The 18,930-nt window shown below is 33.1% G+C and carries 15 protein-coding genes and 1 pseudogene; 3 read left to right on the forward strand and 13 right to left on the reverse strand.

Annotation, left to right across the window (positions count from 1 at the left end; translation table 11 throughout):
- Positions 1–702 precede the first annotated feature (702 nt).
- The 6 genes from AN161_RS02065 to fabZ all read right to left on the reverse strand — a co-directional run bounded on the left by AN161_RS02065 (position 703) and on the right by fabZ (position 7,578).
- Positions 703–1,821 carry a hypothetical protein gene (locus tag AN161_RS02065; RefSeq protein WP_053592722.1) on the reverse strand — a complete coding sequence of 373 codons (1,119 nt, stop codon included), beginning with the start codon at positions 1,819–1,821 and terminating at the stop codon, positions 703–705.
- The gene (locus AN161_RS02070) at positions 1,808–2,305 is read right to left on the reverse strand and encodes a sigma-70 family RNA polymerase sigma factor (RefSeq protein WP_053592723.1); all 498 of its coding nucleotides are present in this window, start codon (positions 2,303–2,305) and stop codon (positions 1,808–1,810) included. The genes AN161_RS02065 and AN161_RS02070 overlap by 14 nt, the downstream gene beginning before the upstream one ends.
- A 599-nt stretch (positions 2,306–2,904) precedes the next feature.
- Positions 2,905–3,747: a site-specific tyrosine recombinase/integron integrase gene (gene xerA / locus AN161_RS02075; RefSeq protein WP_053592724.1), complete on the reverse strand. Its 843-nt coding sequence runs from the start codon at positions 3,745–3,747 to the stop codon at positions 2,905–2,907.
- 438 nt (positions 3,748–4,185) lie between these two features.
- Positions 4,186–5,046, reverse strand: a complete 861-nt coding sequence (locus AN161_RS02080; protein ID WP_053592725.1) for a hypothetical protein — start codon at positions 5,044–5,046, stop codon at positions 4,186–4,188.
- Positions 5,047–5,374: 328 nt separating this feature from the next.
- Positions 5,375–6,019 carry a hypothetical protein gene (locus AN161_RS02085; protein ID WP_053592726.1) on the reverse strand — a complete coding sequence of 215 codons (645 nt, stop codon included), beginning with the start codon at positions 6,017–6,019 and terminating at the stop codon, positions 5,375–5,377.
- Positions 6,020–7,152: 1,133 nt separating this feature from the next.
- Positions 7,153–7,578, reverse strand: a complete 426-nt coding sequence (gene fabZ, locus AN161_RS02090; RefSeq protein WP_053592727.1) for a 3-hydroxyacyl-ACP dehydratase FabZ — start codon at positions 7,576–7,578, stop codon at positions 7,153–7,155.
- Between the two features lie 585 nt (positions 7,579–8,163).
- On the opposite strand from fabZ, the gene AN161_RS02095 reads away from it, so the two are divergent.
- Entirely contained in the window at positions 8,164–8,784 is a 621-nt protein-coding gene (locus AN161_RS02095; protein WP_053592728.1) for a LysE family translocator, read from the forward strand.
- Positions 8,785–9,036: 252 nt separating this feature from the next.
- Here the strand turns inward: AN161_RS02095 and AN161_RS02100 are convergent, their stop codons facing one another.
- The 5 genes and pseudogenes from AN161_RS02100 to AN161_RS02110 form a co-directional block, all read right to left on the reverse strand.
- On the reverse strand, positions 9,037–9,915 hold the full coding sequence (locus AN161_RS02100; protein ID WP_053592729.1) for a GNAT family N-acetyltransferase: 879 nt from the start codon (positions 9,913–9,915) through the stop codon (positions 9,037–9,039).
- A gap of 638 nt (positions 9,916–10,553) precedes the next feature.
- On the reverse strand, positions 10,554–10,730 hold the full coding sequence (locus tag AN161_RS30085) for a hypothetical protein (protein ID WP_198926828.1): 177 nt from the start codon (positions 10,728–10,730) through the stop codon (positions 10,554–10,556).
- Positions 10,731–11,188: 458 nt separating this feature from the next.
- Positions 11,189–11,625: pseudogene (locus tag AN161_RS28450) on the reverse strand (IS1595 family transposase); the annotation flags it as partial.
- A 125-nt stretch (positions 11,626–11,750) separates the two neighbouring features.
- Entirely contained in the window at positions 11,751–12,626 is an 876-nt protein-coding gene (locus tag AN161_RS02105; protein ID WP_053592730.1) for an alpha/beta hydrolase, read from the reverse strand.
- 55 nt (positions 12,627–12,681) lie between these two features.
- Positions 12,682–13,440, reverse strand: coding sequence for an MBL fold metallo-hydrolase (locus AN161_RS02110; protein ID WP_053592731.1), 759 nt, complete (start codon positions 13,438–13,440; stop codon positions 12,682–12,684).
- 227 nt (positions 13,441–13,667) lie between these two features.
- On the opposite strand from AN161_RS02110, the gene AN161_RS02115 reads away from it, so the two are divergent.
- Positions 13,668–14,078 carry an Lrp/AsnC family transcriptional regulator gene (locus AN161_RS02115; RefSeq protein ID WP_053592732.1) on the forward strand — a complete coding sequence of 137 codons (411 nt, stop codon included), beginning with the start codon at positions 13,668–13,670 and terminating at the stop codon, positions 14,076–14,078.
- A 177-nt stretch (positions 14,079–14,255) separates the two neighbouring features.
- Here AN161_RS02115 and AN161_RS02120 read toward each other — a convergent pair whose 3' ends face one another.
- The gene (locus AN161_RS02120) at positions 14,256–14,744 is read right to left on the reverse strand and encodes a hypothetical protein (RefSeq protein ID WP_053592733.1); all 489 of its coding nucleotides are present in this window, start codon (positions 14,742–14,744) and stop codon (positions 14,256–14,258) included.
- Between the two features lie 144 nt (positions 14,745–14,888).
- Between AN161_RS02120 and AN161_RS02125 the strand changes: the two genes are divergently transcribed.
- Positions 14,889–15,068: a hypothetical protein gene (locus AN161_RS02125; protein WP_053592734.1), complete on the forward strand. Its 180-nt coding sequence runs from the start codon at positions 14,889–14,891 to the stop codon at positions 15,066–15,068.
- A gap of 533 nt (positions 15,069–15,601) precedes the next feature.
- Here AN161_RS02125 and AN161_RS02130 read toward each other — a convergent pair.
- The gene (locus tag AN161_RS02130; protein WP_053592735.1) at positions 15,602–18,718 is read right to left on the reverse strand and encodes an ATP-binding protein; all 3,117 of its coding nucleotides are present in this window, start codon (positions 18,716–18,718) and stop codon (positions 15,602–15,604) included.
- Positions 18,719–18,930: the final 212 nt, after the last annotated feature.

The raw sequence follows: 18,930 nt of genomic DNA on the forward strand, positions 1-18,930 counted from the left end.
TGTACGTTTGGATTTTTTTGAAGTTGTAGTATCTGTTTTGGTGAAAATATAATTTTACTCATAGTAGCCCCTAGTTCCGTCCTTTAATCTTGAAAGTCTAGTATATAAAAAATACCCGCAGTTAGCACACTCTTTTTCAAGTGTCCTAACTACAGGTACCATATTAGATTTTGTGATTATCAACTCTTTTGTTTTATTTTATTTAGGATTTTTATTCATTAGAACTTCTTTTATCCCGCATTAACGGGTAGTAATTTATCTATACCGAAAGCGAAGCGTCAGGTACAAGGTGTTACTTTAAAATAAAGTTTAATCAAAAATACCACTCAATCCTACATTTTACAATAAATTAAAAGAAGCCATTTTGAAAAAAGATTGATCAAAATGGCTTCTTTTCTAGTATATTTAAGATTGGATTTTATAAAAAAGATTGATCATTTTCTAACTGTGTTACTCAATAATAGCGCCCGATTGTTGTATAAGGTGTCCTCATATATATGATGCTTTACAACATTAAGCACAAAAGACTTCCCAAATACGATTTTGGTAAAGGGGTGGGATTATAATAGCGTGGGAATGAAAATTGCCAAATGACGCTTTGGAAAGGTTTTTACTTCATAAAGGATTTTTGATGCGCCCAAACAGAATCAGAAGGACATCAATGCAAGCATTTAAGAGTGAATTGATGTCCTTTCTTAAAAGCTAATAGATTCCTCTACTAAAGGCTGGCTGCCAAATTCCTTGTGCATTTTTCTCCATACCTAGCTCTGTTTGTGTTCCTTCAATAGAAATAAATTTTACAACCCCGATTGTATCTGTTTGTTGCTCAAACTCTGCATTCTCTAACCCAGCAAAGAGGTTTGCAATAATAAGGCGATTTATTTCCTCTGTAAACAACTCCTGACGTACGATTTTCGTTTTCTCATAATATCTTCGAACACTTTCTGTTTCTTCGTTAATATTTGTTGTAAACAATGCTTCATATGTTTCATAATCTTTTTCAATATCGCTCAATAAAAACATTTTAGTAATCGCTTGTGGTGTCATATTTTTTAACTTTTCAACATTATAATCCGTTTTAAAGGCATCAAAAACTTGCTGCTCCTGTTCAGTCAATTCAAATGTTAGCTCAAAATTTTGGAATCCTACGACCTTACCTACTAATTGCCCTTCATTAATTTTCATAATCGTGTGGCCTTCGTCATTTTCATAAACAACAAATTCTTTTTCTTTCGTAGAAATCGATTTGTCAATGAATGGCTCTGGCTTTGTTCCCCAATTATGAAATAAGTAAGAATTATTAAATGGGTCATTGATATCCTCATTTTTTATTTGCTCATTTAATCCATGAACTTTTAATGCGGTATTATCTACTAAAATTTGCCCTTGATTCATTGTTACATTATCATTACCTAATCCTAATACAGTTGAAACTACAAGCCCATCAGTTCCATAAAAGGCAATATAATCTCCATACGTAATCGTGGCTTCCTTATCGATAATCATTGGCAAAAAATGCAGCATCCATTGTTCCCCAAGTAGATGGGCATATTTCGGTTCAATTACATCTAAAGAGGAAACATCATCGACAATCGGTAGTAGCTCATTTTGCTGACTAGCTGTTTGTAGGTTATTCTTTTGAGAAAATTCAACGAATAGCATTAACCCAATAATGAAACAAGCTGCAATAGATACTGAGACGACCTGCCAGTTACACTTTCTTTTTATTGGTTTAGGTTGCAATATGCGTTGCTTTATGTCGTTTGTAAATGGGGCATCTTGTCGCAATTCTTCTTTTAGCTTGGCTTTAAATTCCTTCATAAAATATTGCCTCCAGTTCCTGATTTGTTTTCAACAATTCTCTCGCTCGACGAATCCTTGTACGAACGGTGTTTTGTGATACATTTAATAAACTTGCAATTTCAGAAACATCAAATTCTTCATAATAAAACAGTATAATGACTTCCCTATAATGAAGTGGTAATGCGAAGACAATTTGCTTTAAAGTTGAATAATCTTCAGTTGATATATACGTTTGCTCCACTGATGGTTCAGTTCTGCCTAGTGGTAAAAGTTTTGAAATAAATGATTTTCTCTTTTGTTTTCGTAGTTCATCATGACAACAATTAATAGCGATACGAGTTAAATAGGTTTTCAATGAAGCATCATTTCTAAAATCGTCTTTATGTAATAGATACTTCATTAGTACGTCCTGTGTAACTTCCTCTGCAAGCTGAAAATCCTTCATATACAAATAATTAAGATGATATAAATATTCACCATATTGTTCTACGATTTGTTCCAACGACAACTCACCTCGTTTCAATCCTACTACTTAGACGCTCGTTTCCTAAAAAATTGTTCAATCTCCTGAAAATATTTTTAGAATAGCCTTTTTATATTTACATTTTAAGTGCTTACTTAAAAGATTGCTGTTTTAGCAGTATTTGATGCTACTTATAGTCATTTAGATGATGCAACAGCTGCCTATGTATTATTCCAACTTCAGAATGTTAACTTAGGGGATAATTGGTTATAGAAGGGATTACTTAATTAAGTGTTACAGTGTAAACTTAATTTAAAGTAAACCTAAATAACATTTCCAAATAAAAATTTGGGAATACACCAAAAAGGCATGAAGGTTGTTTAATCAACGTTCGTGCCTTTTTGCGAGGACTATTATTTATATAGCACAAACAGTTGATGCAACAGCATTTATACTTGCTGGGGTTGTTCTTTAATTTGCATAAAAACATGTATAGTATATTTCTTATCGTTGTAAATCTGCATCTTTTCTGACGCTACCTATAAATAATGTTCCTCAATTAAATGGCCCTATAACAAAAAGACACCCAATTTCTACATGAGTGTCTTAATTGAAATTAAAGTTTAATTTATTTAATTTCAAAAGTATTTACTGTAAAAATCCTGTCTTAGCTTTCCGCTTAGCTGAGCGTATATCTTTGTAGTCTCACTCTTTTCATGACCTAGTAAACTTTGAATGACATCAATTGGAGCACCGTTATTAATCATATGCGTTGCATAGCTGTGTCGTAATTGATGCGGATGTATACTCTTTTTTATACCAGCTCGATTTGATATGCGCTTGATAATATATCTTAAATTATCAATGCTCATCCGCCTTTTCGGCCTTCTATCCGTAATAAACAAACAAGGTTCCTTATCCTCTCGTTCATCTAAATACCTTTTTAACCAAATTGAACAGCGGGTATTAAAGTACACTTCCCTTTCTTTATCACCTTTCCCATGTACAATAACTGAATTCGTTTGAAAATCGATATCTTCGCGATTTAATTTTACAACTTCACCAATACGGCAGCCGGTTGAATACATAAACTCAAATAGTGCCTTCTCCATCGTTGTTTGACAAGCTTCCCTTAAATGCTCTATCTCTAATTCTGAGAGAAACTTAGGAATCCTTTTACCTAATTTCGGCTCTTTTAATTTAGCTGCAGGATTTTTTGGAATATAACCCTCTTCATGTGACCATCTAAATAGTGATTTAACACACCGAATTCTATGTCCTAAACTAGAAGGCTTTAAGTGGTCTCCTGATCGTATTAAATATTCTTTTAATTTATCTGTATTAAATTCGTTCATATCAATATCACCAAAAAATCGCAATAATAGATTATATTGAAAACAATATGTTTTTAATGTAAGTGATGAATATCCCTCGATTTTTTTATCCTGTTGATACTTTTTCCATGCTTCGGATAATAACATGTGTCTTTCACTCTCCCACTTAAATCTATTAATTCTAAATTCTATTATGTTCAATGAAAGACTTTTTCATACGAGGATATTCAACAACCTAAAAATATTGATAGTTTCGAACTCTAATTAATCTAAAAAGGCACTTTCCTTGTTTCCAGAAAAGCGCCCGATTGTGGAAGATAATAAGCACATGTCTTCTTTAACTAACTTATCATTAGTTGAAGAAGATTCATTCTATCCCCTTAAATCTCCAATAGTTTTTTGGGGGAAATAATTATTTAATCCATATAATTAAATGTATGATTGGACTTTGTGATAATTCAATATCATGCGCCTTTCCTGTCTCGAGCTTTTCTCGATATGAGTAATATGAGGAAGTTTATTACTAATAGGAGTAGTACCACGTGTATTTTGGGTCAATTCCAATTAAGTAATTCACCTAAAGTTCTATTTTATATTTTTTTCAGCTGCGTAATCACCATAAAAGTAAGTGTCCCTTAAATCATCATATTTAGGAGTAGCAATTATGGTATATTTACCATTTTCATCGACTTCAAACAAAGCTACATTATTATATTCCGATCCCGCATTTGAATCATCTACTAATATATCTATGTTGTATATACCTTTTGTTAATACTCCACTCTTTTGAAAGTCCTCAATTAGATCCTTTGCCTTTGGAATAGGATGTTTATTTTTATTTATATCAAATTCAAATAGAAAATTCACCACACCTACATACCTGCTATTATAATTTTCACGTCGGGGGTCACTTGGTATTAATGTAGGTAAAAGATCAATAGTATCAATCTTTTGAGTCTTTTTAAAATTATCAAGTAGCTCTTGAGAATCATTTATATTAAACTCCATGTTATCGTAAGGAAATATACGAATAGGACCATTTTCTTCTGGGACAGTTTTATTAGGATATTTTACTAACCCATAATTTTTTATGATCTGTCTCATTACTTGAACTACTTCTGGATGTTGCTCAATATATGCACCCTTGAATTGTTCGAAATAGATATCACTACTTTTCTCTTTTAAAATTTTCAAAGTATCTCTTTCAATCATTAGGGACGGATAAGCACGATACGGCTTTTTCATTTCTATATAAGTTTGATGGTCAATACCTTCAAACCAATTATTAGTTGTCTTAATAATAGAAAACTCATCTTGTATTCCATAGTTTGTTTTTAAATATTCTTGTATTGGTTGATTCAGATCATCTTTAGAGAAACATCCACTAAGAATTAGGATTGATGTACTTGCTAAGATGACTTGAATCAATCTTTTAATACTCTTCATTTCCCAAACTCCATTTCCTAAATTTTAATAATATTATAACATTTTCCATTCAACTAAACTGCCACGTTGGCATAAGTACACTTCTTCACAATCTTACGAAACAATTAATAAAGTCACTCCATAATCTGGCCCGTTTGTTGAACACAAGTTAAACAACACTCTTCAACTAACCGCCCCGTTAATTCAATAAGAAAAAAATAGCCGCATATGCAACTCAATGATCTTCAAGTAAAGAACCCGTTAGCCATCCAAGTAGCGCAAAAATCAGCACTTCACCACAGAAAATGAAAGATTATTACGTTCTTTCATGGGAGTTGAAGAAACGTATCTACTTAAATTCATTTGCAAATGCACCATTTTCGTTATGCAATAAATATCTTTTATCATTAACTACATTATGGTAATCAATTTCTAAAAAATATGTTGCTTTACTTAGAACGTCATAAAAGAAAGGAACAAACTCCAAATCTTTAAAAACATAAACTTCTATTTGTTCATCATTATTTCTATATGCTTCAAATATACGATGGTTTCCATTGATACAATAAGGTTTGTTGTTGGTTAAATATCGACTCTGAAGTACCATTACAGGATTTTTATGATTGGGTTTTATTCGGTTTGGGTCTTTATTTATGTTACCTTGGTCAACAGCTTCGATTATATTCGATGGAGAAGTCTTTATGGGTTTAATGTTTTTTTCTTTTATAAATGTAGTAGCCCCGTCTATGTCTAAGGTATACTCAAATACCCCAGTCGTGAACTCTGCATATAACGAGAATGTCTCCTGACCAATTGGATGTATCACTGGGTAAGTTTCATCTACAAGAGTTTGGTTTAAAATATCAGTCCATTTTGAGGCAACTTCAACCCCATAGCTGGATTCTTTCCGCATTACTTGAATGCGTGAAATAAAGTGTTTAAAAGGTTTGAATTCCTGAGACTCTTTTTCGTATAATTCTATTTTACTTCCCATTTAATATCCCCTTTGCTACTTTTATATCAAAAAATCAAATTCACTTTTTTTTAGATTTCTATTAATAACCACCGTTTATACACCCCATTATTTTTAAGACATTTTATTTACTTCTATGTAAAGCAATTATTGTCCTTCTTCAATTAAACTGCGCCGTTAGTTTAAGTACATTTCTTCACAATCTTTATAGTTACATTAACATAAATATCCAACAAAAAATCATCTAACCTCTAAGAAATCTACAGAGGAGAGATGATTTTAATCAAACTTTATTACAAATTATCGATCTTTATTATAAATAATCAATCTTTATTACAAAGCTACACAAGGCCCCCCCTCAAAATTCAGCGAATTGAGAGATTAACTGCCCGTAAAAGCCCGATTGGTGAAGACCCCAAAGGATTAACGTTTCACTTTATTTAATCTGCTTGAGATGAAAATCGCACTTGAGAAAATAAAGATACCTGTACATAGCCACATCGTAATTCCCTTCCATTGACCATTTAATAATCTGATGTTCGTGAGGATGATAAATTGCATGAAACAAGTAGCTATATAAAGAGCGAAGGGATAGTTCATTTGAGACTCCCACCCCTAAAGGGACAAGCTGACTAATGTCAGTGGGATTCCTGAGTAACTAAGCGTTCGCAGTCCATTTCTGTTTTGAACAGCTCTCAAGATTGGGGTATCCCATTACCCCTCCCTATCCAGTGCATATAGCAGATAGGGCTACACTACTGTTACCATAGCGTATAGTTGGTTTCGTTCGATGTGTTTTAGCGTCTTTTTCATGACGACACATATTGTTTTACCGATAGCATGAATTAGGCTATCGAACCTTTATACAATATCCAATTTTCAATGAACGAGCGTATTTTATAGACTTTACTTGTCTATACATGAAGTATAACACCCTTTCAGACAATTAAGGTACCTCTTGTCTGACCTCACTTTCATCCCATGTCTAAAGACGTGCTACACCCTGCATGGGCTTTCTCGTTTGGCAAATCTGTAACCACCTCCATTTCGAAGTATTCCATTTATTGTATGATTCAACTACTATTTTAAAAATCCTTTATATACAGAACAAAAGTACTGCAATGATTTTTTGCAGTACTCTTAAATCTATTGATTTAGCTTCCAAATGCAAAAATAAGTTCTGCCTCACAAGCTATTTTTCCATCAACCGTTGCTATTCCACGTCCCTTACCAATGGCACCCTTTAAGCGTGTAATTTCCACTTCAAGTCGCAGTTGATCACCAGGTTTAACTTGTTTTTTAAAGCGACAATTATCAATACCTGCTAGTAATCCAAGTCTCCCTTGATTTCCTTCTTTTGTGAGCATAATAATCGCACTTACTTGTGCTAATGCTTCCACAATTAGCACACCCGGCATTACTGGATAATTAGGAAAATGCCCATTAAAAAATTCTTCGTTTATTGTTACATTTTTAATGGCTACCGCTCTCTTGCCTTCCTCTAACTCCAATACTCTATCCACTAAAAGAAATGGGTAACGATGTCTAATGACTTCTTGTATTTGTTGAATATCTAGCATTAAAAAACCTCCAAATAATTTATTACCTAATTCTATCATTAAATATTAGTAGTTGGTACTATTTTTAGACGTTTTTGATTGCATAATAAAAGTCACACCTCCTTAGATGTGACTTGATATTCTTTAAGAAAGCTCTTTCATAAATGAATTAATCCTTAAAATAAAAGTATTTGTCCAACAACAAGTAATATAAAAATCGCTACACCTAAATAGAGTAAGCTTCATTATTTTGCACTGTTCCACTCTCGAAGTCCTATAATGATGAAGGTAAGCACTACAAAAATAATAAACAACTTATGATCATAATGAAAACATATCAAATAATTTGTGCGACGAAAGTTAAATCCCATCTCATTGTTTTCAATTTATCAACTCAACCATTTCTCTATAATTCAATAACAAATAATATTATATGAATATTATTTATTCGTTTGTATTTTCTGACAATAATTATAATCACGACTTTTCCGTATTTCATATCGACAGTTATACAGGAGATAGATTATAATATTTTTTGCATTCATTAGATCAATCTTATTATTGTCTTAACTGAATGTTAGTTTTATTAGAATAGGATGGGTAAACATGTTATCTTTTATTGCAATAGTTCTTCTCTTATTTTTAATTCCTGGTCCTGCAGTTATCATTACCATTACGCAAACACTGAAAGGTGGAAAAAAGAACGGTATTTCCACTGCATTAGGCATTGGACTAGGTGATTTAGTTCATACGTTAGCAGCTGTATTAGGGTTATCAGCAATTTTAATGAACTCTGCCACTGCCTTTGAAGTGGTGAAATTTATAGGTGTTGCATACCTTGTTTATTTAGGTATTCAAATGCTATTAACAAAACCACAAAAAATAGAAAAACCAACTGTTGAGCAAAGCCCTGCAAGTACTTCATTCCGACAAGGGTTTTTAGCGGAAATTTTAAATCCAAAAACGGCATTGTTTTTCTTAGCATTTTTACCACAATTTATTCAGCATAATGGCCAATCAGTCACTGTACAATTATTGATTTTGGGCATTACATTTGTTGTGATGAGCGCTTTGTATACTATTTTATTAGCAATTATTACTAGCTTCATCGGCGAGAAAATCTTTACGAAGACAACAAACAATGGTTCACGTTGGATTGAAAAGGCTGTTGGGTTCGTTTATATAGGACTAGGCGTTAAATTAGCACTTCAAACTCAAAGTAGATAAGATTTAGTTTCTTAGGGAGAACACGATTTAAAACGTGCTATCCCTTTTCTATATCAAATGTTATCTTCTATCTTAAGACAATCATATTGTACATGGGTATAACTGTAAACAAGCATTCTACCGTCAAATAGGCTTTTACTCAGCTTTAAAGTAACCACCCATAATAGAACCCCAATTGTTAGTTTTGGAGTACATTCATTAATATTAATATGTGAAGTCTTCTAGCTGAAAATCAACCATAGATCTTTCATCTTACGAATGTGATGTTAATGGAAATAAAGGTCGTTCTATCCCAAATTTTATCATCGGTCGAATAAACAACACATCGTCCTCCGCTTCTATTACTTCAGATTCCACATCATTACAATCAGAGATAAAATGAAAGATAATTCTTTTTATATCCGATGATGTAATATAGCTTAAAACCTCTTCTACATCAATTTTTCTTCGACTAATAACATCAAAAAGATGTAATTCCTCATCCTCTTTTTCGAATAATACAATAATGCCTTCTTCTTCGACAAAATAAATTGAATTAGGAAATGCAATAAGAAAATAGAACATAAGTAAACTTTCATTATCTTTCACACTTAAGATCGACGACGCTGGAATTCTCTCCTTCGCATACAATTTCAATAAAGATAAATCGTTGCTATTTTCAATATCTAATTTTCGGATTGCTGTATTTGATTTTTTCTTTAAATTATCAGCATTTAAAAAATACCTACTTTCTTGTACTCTCGAAAACCCAAACTTCGGATAAAAATCAAGGACTGTTTCATTCGCAAATAAATAGATAAATTCACATTGCTCCTCATATTTGTCAATGATGTCATCCATTAATTTTCTTGCTAAACCTTTATGACGATAATCTGGATGTGTCATTACTGAACCAATTTGTATGGCTTTATATTCCTTACCGTTTACAACTACAGTCATTTTACTTATTGATGCGTTGGCAATAACTTTATCTCCATCCAAATATGAATAACAGATATATTGATCGTTCCAGCATCCTTTTTCATACCATTGGTTAAAATCTAAATCAAAAACTAACTTTGCTAAGTCATTGAAACTTTCTCTATATTTTTGATTGTCCTTGTAATCATATACTAATTGATAATTTGTCATAATTACGCCCCTTTTCTTGATTTGGTTACTTCGAAGTAAATAATTAAAACATTACCATCGTCCTCACCTCCTAAAAAACATAAAAAAGACTATAAGAAGAAATTCTTCTCATAGTCAAATTTAAATTCAATATAAAATCATTACGCCTCAGAGTAATTGTTGTTGCTGTCGCTTCGCTTTCGCACAGATAAAGATTGTTGCTGTCGCTTCGCTTTCGCACAGAAAAAAATTGCCGTTGGCGCCTTGGCTTCCGCACAAAAACTTTGCGACCAGGTTTTGCCTTGACACCGGCTAGAGGCATATAGGAAATATTGAATATGTGATTTGAATAGATATGATGTCTTCTAATCGCTAATGAGCAAATGGGCGAACTAAAAAGAACTAAGGAATAAACCTTAATTTTTGCCTATTGCACTATAAAATTCTGTTGAATTCCATTAGCCATTAATAAGTTTCATCATAAACAATCAAAACCTCATTTCAACATGTATTTATCCCAACTATACATTTTTATGGATACTTTTGTAAAGACTAAATAAAAGTTATTGCTTATAGCCCTATATGTGCGGTTTTTATGTACAAGCTTATAGACCTATAGCAAATCAAAAGTCTATAAGCTTGATGTTGTCTTATTCTATTTACTGTTTTGGTGTATTTGCGGTAAGTGGATTACTGTTTGCTACTAATTGTACTGGTGTCGTAGCTTGCTGAGTAGACTGTGTCATTTGTTGTGCATTGTTGAAATTTAATTTCCCTAAGCCTTTCAGCGCACCAAAAATAGCAGCCCCTATAATTCCCCATGTTAAAAATCTCACTAATGAAAGCCTCCTTTCTCATATTAAATATTTTAAAACAACTTTAGTATTGGAAATCAGATACGGTTTATACTGTATAAGCTATAAGAGCTTTTAAATCTTGTTTAATTTACTAATTATTGGCCCATCACAAAAGTTGGAGATGACATTTTTAAAAATTAGCAATGGATATAGGTTGATTGGAATGGAGAGGTGGAGGCTTGGCGACTCCTTAGAGATCAGTGGTACATCGAAAATTATTGTCTAACAATAGTATTTCATAAAATCAGAAGGCTGTTTTCTAAAAAATTGTTGCTAAAAACATAAAGACAGATTAAATCTACAAAATATGTAGAGAATGAACTCTGTCTTTTTGTTTTGATATTTCGCAAACCGAATTTTTAACTAAAGCACTCAGTTAGTTTAAATATGATTTCTCATAAATTCTTGGATATTCTTAATAAGTAGTGGATTACAGATAATTGGTTGAAACCGTGACTTCCTAAAGCATTTAAAATCTTGTGTCTCCAATAAAATGCGGTAGATATATGAATTTTTAAAGAGTCTGAAATCTTTGGTAATGTAACACCGTTTATCATCATTTTAATGTATTTAATCCAATTTTCCGGATAACGCGAATCTGTAAAAGGCATATTAGTCATATCATTAAATGTTTTTCCACAATCCTTACATAAATATCTTTGTCTAGAACGATATTTACCATTGCGTTTTACGGCAGTATTTCCGCAATGAAGACAACCTAAACTAGACGAAAAGCGAGACTCCTTGATCTTAGGAAGTAATTTTTCCATTTTATTTCTTCTTTTGGATATAGATCTTGTTTCATTGCCTTAAATAAGGCTAGTTGATCTGCTCTTCCTAATTCTTCGACTGCTTCATACACATATCTCCACATTATTGAACACCTCCTAAAAATGCATTATATTCAACCATATTCAGTATTTTCAAGAGAGCAACAATCTATTACGAAAACAGCCAATCAAAAAGAGCATCCCCTTTGGACGCCCTCTTAAAAATCATTCAATAATAATTATTTAAAAAATTAATAATAACGTTATTTATTTTTTCTAAGTAATCATCCGAAGGGAAATGCCCCATGTTAAATGATTGAAAAATAGTCAAATTCGGTATGACTTGTTCAGCTCTTCTTTTAATCTTCTTTTTCGGAAAGAAAATGTCCTTCTCTCCAGCGATAATTAATGTAGGTGAAAAGTAATTTTCTAATTCTTTTCTAACTGTTAATTTTGGCATCTCTTGCTCTAATTTTACGTAACGAAAAATATCTCCAATAATCTGCCGGTCCATCTCCTTCATACAATCAGCAGACATTCTATCGGTAATTTTTTCAAGATACTTTGCTGACGAAGTATTTTTAAACAAGAGCAAAGGGATTAAGATATGTTGAATCATCTCCATTTTGGAGCCAAGTTTTAATCCAGCAGGAGAAACAAGCACAGCACAATCTATCCTATCTGGCATATAAGTAGCTAACCTTAAAACGATACCCGCTCCGTACGATGGCCCTAAAAAAGCACATTTTTTAATGTTAAAATAATCCATCAATTCAGCTATCCATTGCGCAAAGCTATCATCCTTAGCTGAAATTCTCTTTTGCTCACTATATCCTGGATGACCAATCGTATCAGGCGCATAAATTCTATATTTTTGTATTAAGGGCTTTAACCAGGAGAGTGTCATCGGATTAACGCAATTCCCACCTTGAAAAATAAACAATGGCTTTCCTTCTTTTGGACCAGCCATAAGCACATGTGTTTTTCCAAAGGATGTATCCACAAAAGCCCTTTCAACTTCAAAATCAAATGAATTTAAATACTGTTCATAGTGCGTTAAAATTTTCAATCTACCGTTATCACTGTTATAAATTGTATGCTTCATAAAACCCCTCCTGTATCAATTTTACAGGAATTAGCTACAATTAAAATCGCTTTATTTAAAATATATATTCTTCACCGTCTTCCGGCACGAACACATGAGCAGTGATTCCTTTTTCATTTATAAAGCTTCTTAAATCCTCTCTTGATAATGTCCAATGATTGACAGCTTCCATATGACTTACGATAATTTTTGCGTTTGGAGCAGCTTTATATACTTCATAAATATCATCTTTTCCCATTATGAGAGAGCCTCCCTCTAAAAATTGATTGTCTCCCCCATTAACAATTATAATTTCTGGTTGATTTTTTTCTAAAACTTCTTGTACTCCGTCATACCATACAGTATCACCAGCGATATATAATCTTTTTTCATTTGGGTGGTTAAAGACAACGCCACACACTTGACCAGTAAATTTTAAAATTTCTCCCCTGCCATGTTCACCTTCTGTTTTAATTAATTGAATACCTTCAAAAACTGTATCTTCTTGTAAAACTTCCACATTGGAAAAGCCAGCATTTTTAACCTCTTTAGCATCTTCTTCATTTTGTACAAACATTTTAAGATCTTTTGGTAGTACTTCTTTAGCGACTTCATCAAAATGATCTAAATGCAAATGAGTAACGATTACAGCATCGACATTAATGAGATTGTCAATTGATGTTGGTAATGGAACTAATGGGTTATTTTGATCCTGTCTTAAAGAATTTGGATAAGGTGTATAAGCACCTTTATTTGCTAAAAATGGGTCAACTAAAAACTTTTTCCCTGCATATTCGAGTACTAAAGTGGCATTGCGAATTTGTTGAATGTTCATATTAATAACTCCTTTTCTATCAATTATGCCTCGGCATAATTGCGTCCGGAATCGGCTTTGTGCAAGCACAAAGAACTCTTTTCCGATTCCGTGACATCCGCCGGAGGCTTTAACTTCTTTCAGTAGAAGTTAAATTACATTTAGTTTATACTATGTCCAAATAGTAATTACATAGATAAAATCAAGTCTTTCAGTGATTTGACTTGAATAATGAAAGGAGTTACTACATGTTAGATAGTACGGATATGCGTATTATAGATGAGCTTTCCAAGAACAGCCGTATTACGATGAAAGAATTGGGTGAGAAAGTTCATTTGACTGGGCAAGCAGCGTCATCGAGGGTTGCAAAACTAGAAGATAATGGAGTCATTGAGGGCTATACAATTAACGTTAATCAAGTAAAATTAGGGAGCATTGTCCATGCATTTCTTAATATTTATACAAAAAGTCCGTACCATGAACCTTTTCTTTCATTTATAAAAACGCAGCAGCATTATATTATTAATAACTTTAAAATTAGCGGAGATAGTTGCTATCTTCTTGAATGCAGATTCCCGTCAAATGAGGTACTAGATCAGTTTTTAGTCGATTTAAATAAGCATGCAAACTATAAATTGTCTATTGTCATTAGTAAATAGTGAAATACCAGAGATTTCCTAGGGCACTGAAAAAGTCGATTTGCCACAAAAAATGTGATGCAAATCGACTTTTTCGAGTTTCTAAATCCAACAAAAGACAGATTTATAATATAAAAAATGAATTCCTTTAGTTTTTCAGTGCCCTTTGGATTGCCTGGTATTTTTCACTTATTTATTTTAATTCTCCACTTTAACATAAACACTACCAATTAACCTTCCATCAGTATAAGCATCTAGCTTCCACATGCCGCCTTCTGGGAAAGTCATATTGGTCGGAGCATGGTTATCTGCCCCACTGTTCGGTCCAAGTAACTTAGCATCTGTAACTAATTCAATTTCTTTATTTGTCAATTGGTGAGTTCTCTTGATGCTAAGTATCTCTCCTGTTTTGACGCGATTTCCCCAAAAGTGCCAGCCATACTTTCCTGTTTTGCGAGCAAATATTTTTTCGTCTTTACTATGCGAAAATCCTAATAATTGCGGTTCACCAATCATGCTTAAGTTTTTGGATGTGAAATACTCACTTTCTTTCCATTCAATTTCTTTTGCCAAAGCTTCTCCAACAAGTTTCGAGCTTTTATCCTGTTGAATAATATCGTTTGATTCTTTAGGTGAGCAACCTACTAATAACAACCCACAAATTATGAAGCCTAAAAATTTTTTCATACATATTTCCCCTTTTTATTGTTTAACGACTATTATTCATTATTTGTTACAAATCCAAATTTTATCATTGCCATTTCCGTTATATTCTACGTGTAATTGCGCAATCTAAAACGTAACCAATAAACATTATCGGAGGATTTAACAATGAAAAAATTATTGTATATGGGAGCGTTAGCAGCATTACTACTAACTGCATGTTCTTCTAAAGATGAAGCTCCAGCTAGTGAACACGCAGAGGCAAAAGAAAAAACCGTCAATGCTGAAACAAAAGAAAATCTTGAAAATTTTTTTCTAGATGAAATGGTAGATCCATCTGAAAAATGATTGAAGAAATATTATAACCGTTGAAGACAGATAACTAATGAAGGTTATCTGTTCTTTATTGTATTTTCTTTACTAATAAGTTTGTCTGTCTTTATTCACAAATGGTTGTTATCACCTATCGTACAAAACGGGATAGAGAGCAACAGGAATTGTAAATAGGGTGCGCAAATCAATTATGCCTCGGTATAATTGCGTCCGGAGGCTTTAATATGTCTTTTATGCCGAAAGCGTAGCGACAAGGTACAGGTGTTTGGACACTCGCTGAAAAGTAACTTAAATCCGCATTCATCTCACCATCTATAGAGGTGGGAGACTTCTGCTGAAAGTAGTGAAACGTTATTTACAAAAGCTGATGCTATAAATATTTTTAAAAATAGGTGATATTTTTTCTTTCCAAACAAATTATGGACCTATTTACAAAATAACTCCAAAATTCTATAGTCCAAGCTCTTAATATTGAAAACTGCACCTCCATTATTAGACATTTAACTAACAATTGGAGGTGCAGCTCATATTGAAATGTTTTTATTGTTTTAATTAGACAGTGCCTTACTCCATTGCTTTGATTTTTCTTTCTTTTTCAGAACAACGAACGATATGGATGTACCTTGATTTAGTTTACTGTTAATTTGAAGTCCCTCACCGTAATGTTGTTTTAAACGGAGGTCTGTATTCAGCAATCCAATTCCAGTTGATATCTCCGATTTTCTTACAAGTAAACGTTCCATCGTCGCTTCATCCATGCCAATACCATCATCCGACACAGTGATCTCAATGTATGTGTCATAATCTACAATGCGAAGATGAATATTCCCGCCATTTTCACGGGGCAAAATACCATGTTTCAAAGCATTTTCAATCAATGGTTGAATGGTCAGTGATGGGATCATGACGTCTGTAGAAACGTCCACATCCCACGTTATATTTATCCGCTCCCCAAAACGTTCCTTATGAATATATAGATAGGATCGTACAAGATTTAACTCATCCTCAATTGGAACAAGTTCATCAATATTTTGGAACTTAAATGATTCCCTTAAAAAATCACTGAGTGCTTCGAGCAGCTTACTTGTACGCTCAAGATCAATTTCACTTAATGTGATAATGGAATTTAATGTATTGAATAAAAAATGAGGCTGTATTTGTGCCTGAAGCCAAGCTGCCTCCATTCGAAGTCTTTCTTGTGCAGATTGTTTAACGTCAGTAAGTGCTTTTACTCTTGAACTTAACTCCAGAGCATCAACAGGCTTTGTGACGTAATCATTAGCACCAGCTAAAAATCCATTTTCAATGTCTTGAGGCTGACTTCTTGCTGTAAGAAGCAAAACAGGGAGTTCTGTTATTGAAAATTGCTGACGAATCGTACGTACTAATTCGTATCCAGACATATTTGGCATCATCACGTCTGATATGACCAAATCCCACTCTTGAGACATTAATATTTCGAGAGCTTTACTACCACTTGTGACTGTTACTAAGTCATATTTTTCTATTGAAAGAATTGTTTCGATAACTCTTAAGTTAACTGGATCATCATCCACGACCAATACTCTAGGTCGATTTGCTTCAAAGATTGAATGGTTTTCAGCGTGATAATTAATTGGATTTGTAAAAGTCACTCCTGTTAAAGCATCCTTCGCATTTGATCGCAGAGCCACATTTTCTGTATTTTGCTCATCTCTTAGATTTGATATTGGTAGGGTAAAAGTAAATTCTGACCCTTTACCTACAACTGAATTTGCTTGTAATGTTCCCCCATGTAGTTCAACCAAACGTTTACTAATACTAAGTCCTAGCCCAAATCCGCCTTCAATCATTGCCTTACTAAGGGTACCCTGCTCATAAGGTTCAAATATACGCTGAAGGGCTTCCTTATCAATACCAATACCAGTATCCGAAATCACAATTTCCGCCATACCATTTTTCACATGACCTGATATGGTTACTTCACCCTCGTTCGTGTATTTCACTGCATTATGAAGTAAATTGAAAACAATTTGAATAACCCTATTTTCATCAGCAACTACTTTTGGAAAATTTTCAGGGATTTTATTAATTAACTGAATCTGCTTTCCTTCTCTCATTACATAGAGCATATCTAATACACCCGATACAATTGTGTGAATCGAAAAAGTTCTAAGTTGTAGCTTGGGTGTATTGTCTTTTAAGCTCATAACGTCCAGTAAATCATTTAACATAAGTGACATACGACGCCCTACTGACAGCACTGTTTCTAAATCCTTGACACTTTTGTCACTGAGTACATGTTCTTCTCTTTCCAAAACAGCTTTAGAAATGTTAAGTATCCCATGGAGTGGATTTCGTAACTCATGAGACGTATTGGCGAGGAATTCATCCTTTAACTTATCTGTTTTTTGTAGCTTACTAGCAAGGTCTTTTGTATCCGAATAAACTTTAGAATATCCTTTAAACCATAAAGTAGCCAAACAAGCCATTGTGATAATAAGATCAAATGGATACATGATCACTTTTATCCCAAAGATGAGAAGTAGGCCATCCCAAATCATATTATTGCCAAATGCTAATATGGCAAGAAGTAAAAATATATTACTTCTGATCTCTTTAATAGATTTTCGCATTACTGTTAGGATCGTTATTACCAACGCAATACCTAAAATTATTATATATATTTCTTGATTAGTTACTATATAGCGAGTAGGCAGCACGATTGCCATAAATGTAGCTATACCACAAAAAATACTAAACCAACTTATATATTTTCTCACATGGTGAGGCAACCAATGTTTTATGCATTGGAGTAGTGAAAAGCCTATCCCTACCATAGCAAGATGAACTAATTTAAAACCCCAGTCGTAATTAATCGGAAACCAATAAGATAATAATTTGTCATCGCTTGCTAATAGGTAATAAAACATAGTGCATATCGATAACAGAGAAAAGTAAAGAAATCTTTTATCCTTGTTTCCTACCAAATATAAAATGATGGAATAGATAGCGTGTATTAGAAAAACTACAGCCACCAGTTGCTGCATTGTTACTGACAATTGAGTTTCCCAAGCTAATATATCTTCTTTTCCTAATTTAATGGAGCGAACAATTCCACCGCCACGAGGATCCTTAAAGTTAGAAGCCTGAACAATAATTTCGATTTCTTTATGACCGTTTGCTTCAAAGGAAGCCGTATATGGAACATTTTTGGCAACTGTATTTTCTGCATTCTCCCCTATTTCTCCTGATTTTTCCAACCGTCGTCCATTTACATAAATTTCTGAGGAACTCCGAACACTCGGAACTCGAATACTGTAAGTTATATTGTCTTCTGGATTGACGAGTAATTTTAAGCGATATGAACCGTAACCATAAGGGGTCATCTCTCCCTCTTGTAAAGAAGTACCCCATCCCTTTGGAACCTGTATGTATTTAGCATGATCCTCCGTTGATTGTAAATTCTTCTCTTCACTAATCAACCAATAATAAGGATAAAACTCCCACTCTCCATCAAGGGTAATGGAATGGCCGTCAAAAAAATTCCAATTTCTTAAATCGATTTGCCCTTTTACAGCATATGGTTGATCTGAATTTTTAAATAACTCCAGCCATAAAATTCGTGAGCCTGTTAGAAATATAAAAAACAAGCTAATGATGAGAACAATTTTTCTCTTTTTCATTAAAAATAATTGTCAAAAGGTAGTTTGTGTTTTTCTATTATTAACACAAGTTCCTTAGGCCAAACTACACCTCCTACGATATATTATCCTATCAGAGTTACTATTATTTTTAAATCTAATTTTTTGTCTTAAATCCAAATTTTACAATTCTGCAATATTTATAATGTCGATGATTGTTTAACAGGTGGTTTAATGCAAGAGTCAAATTTTAG

Origin of the sequence: Lysinibacillus sp. FJAT-14222 (assembly GCF_001278875.1) — a bacterium.
Classification (GTDB): Bacteria; Bacillota; Bacilli; order Bacillales_A; family Planococcaceae; genus Lysinibacillus; species Lysinibacillus agricola.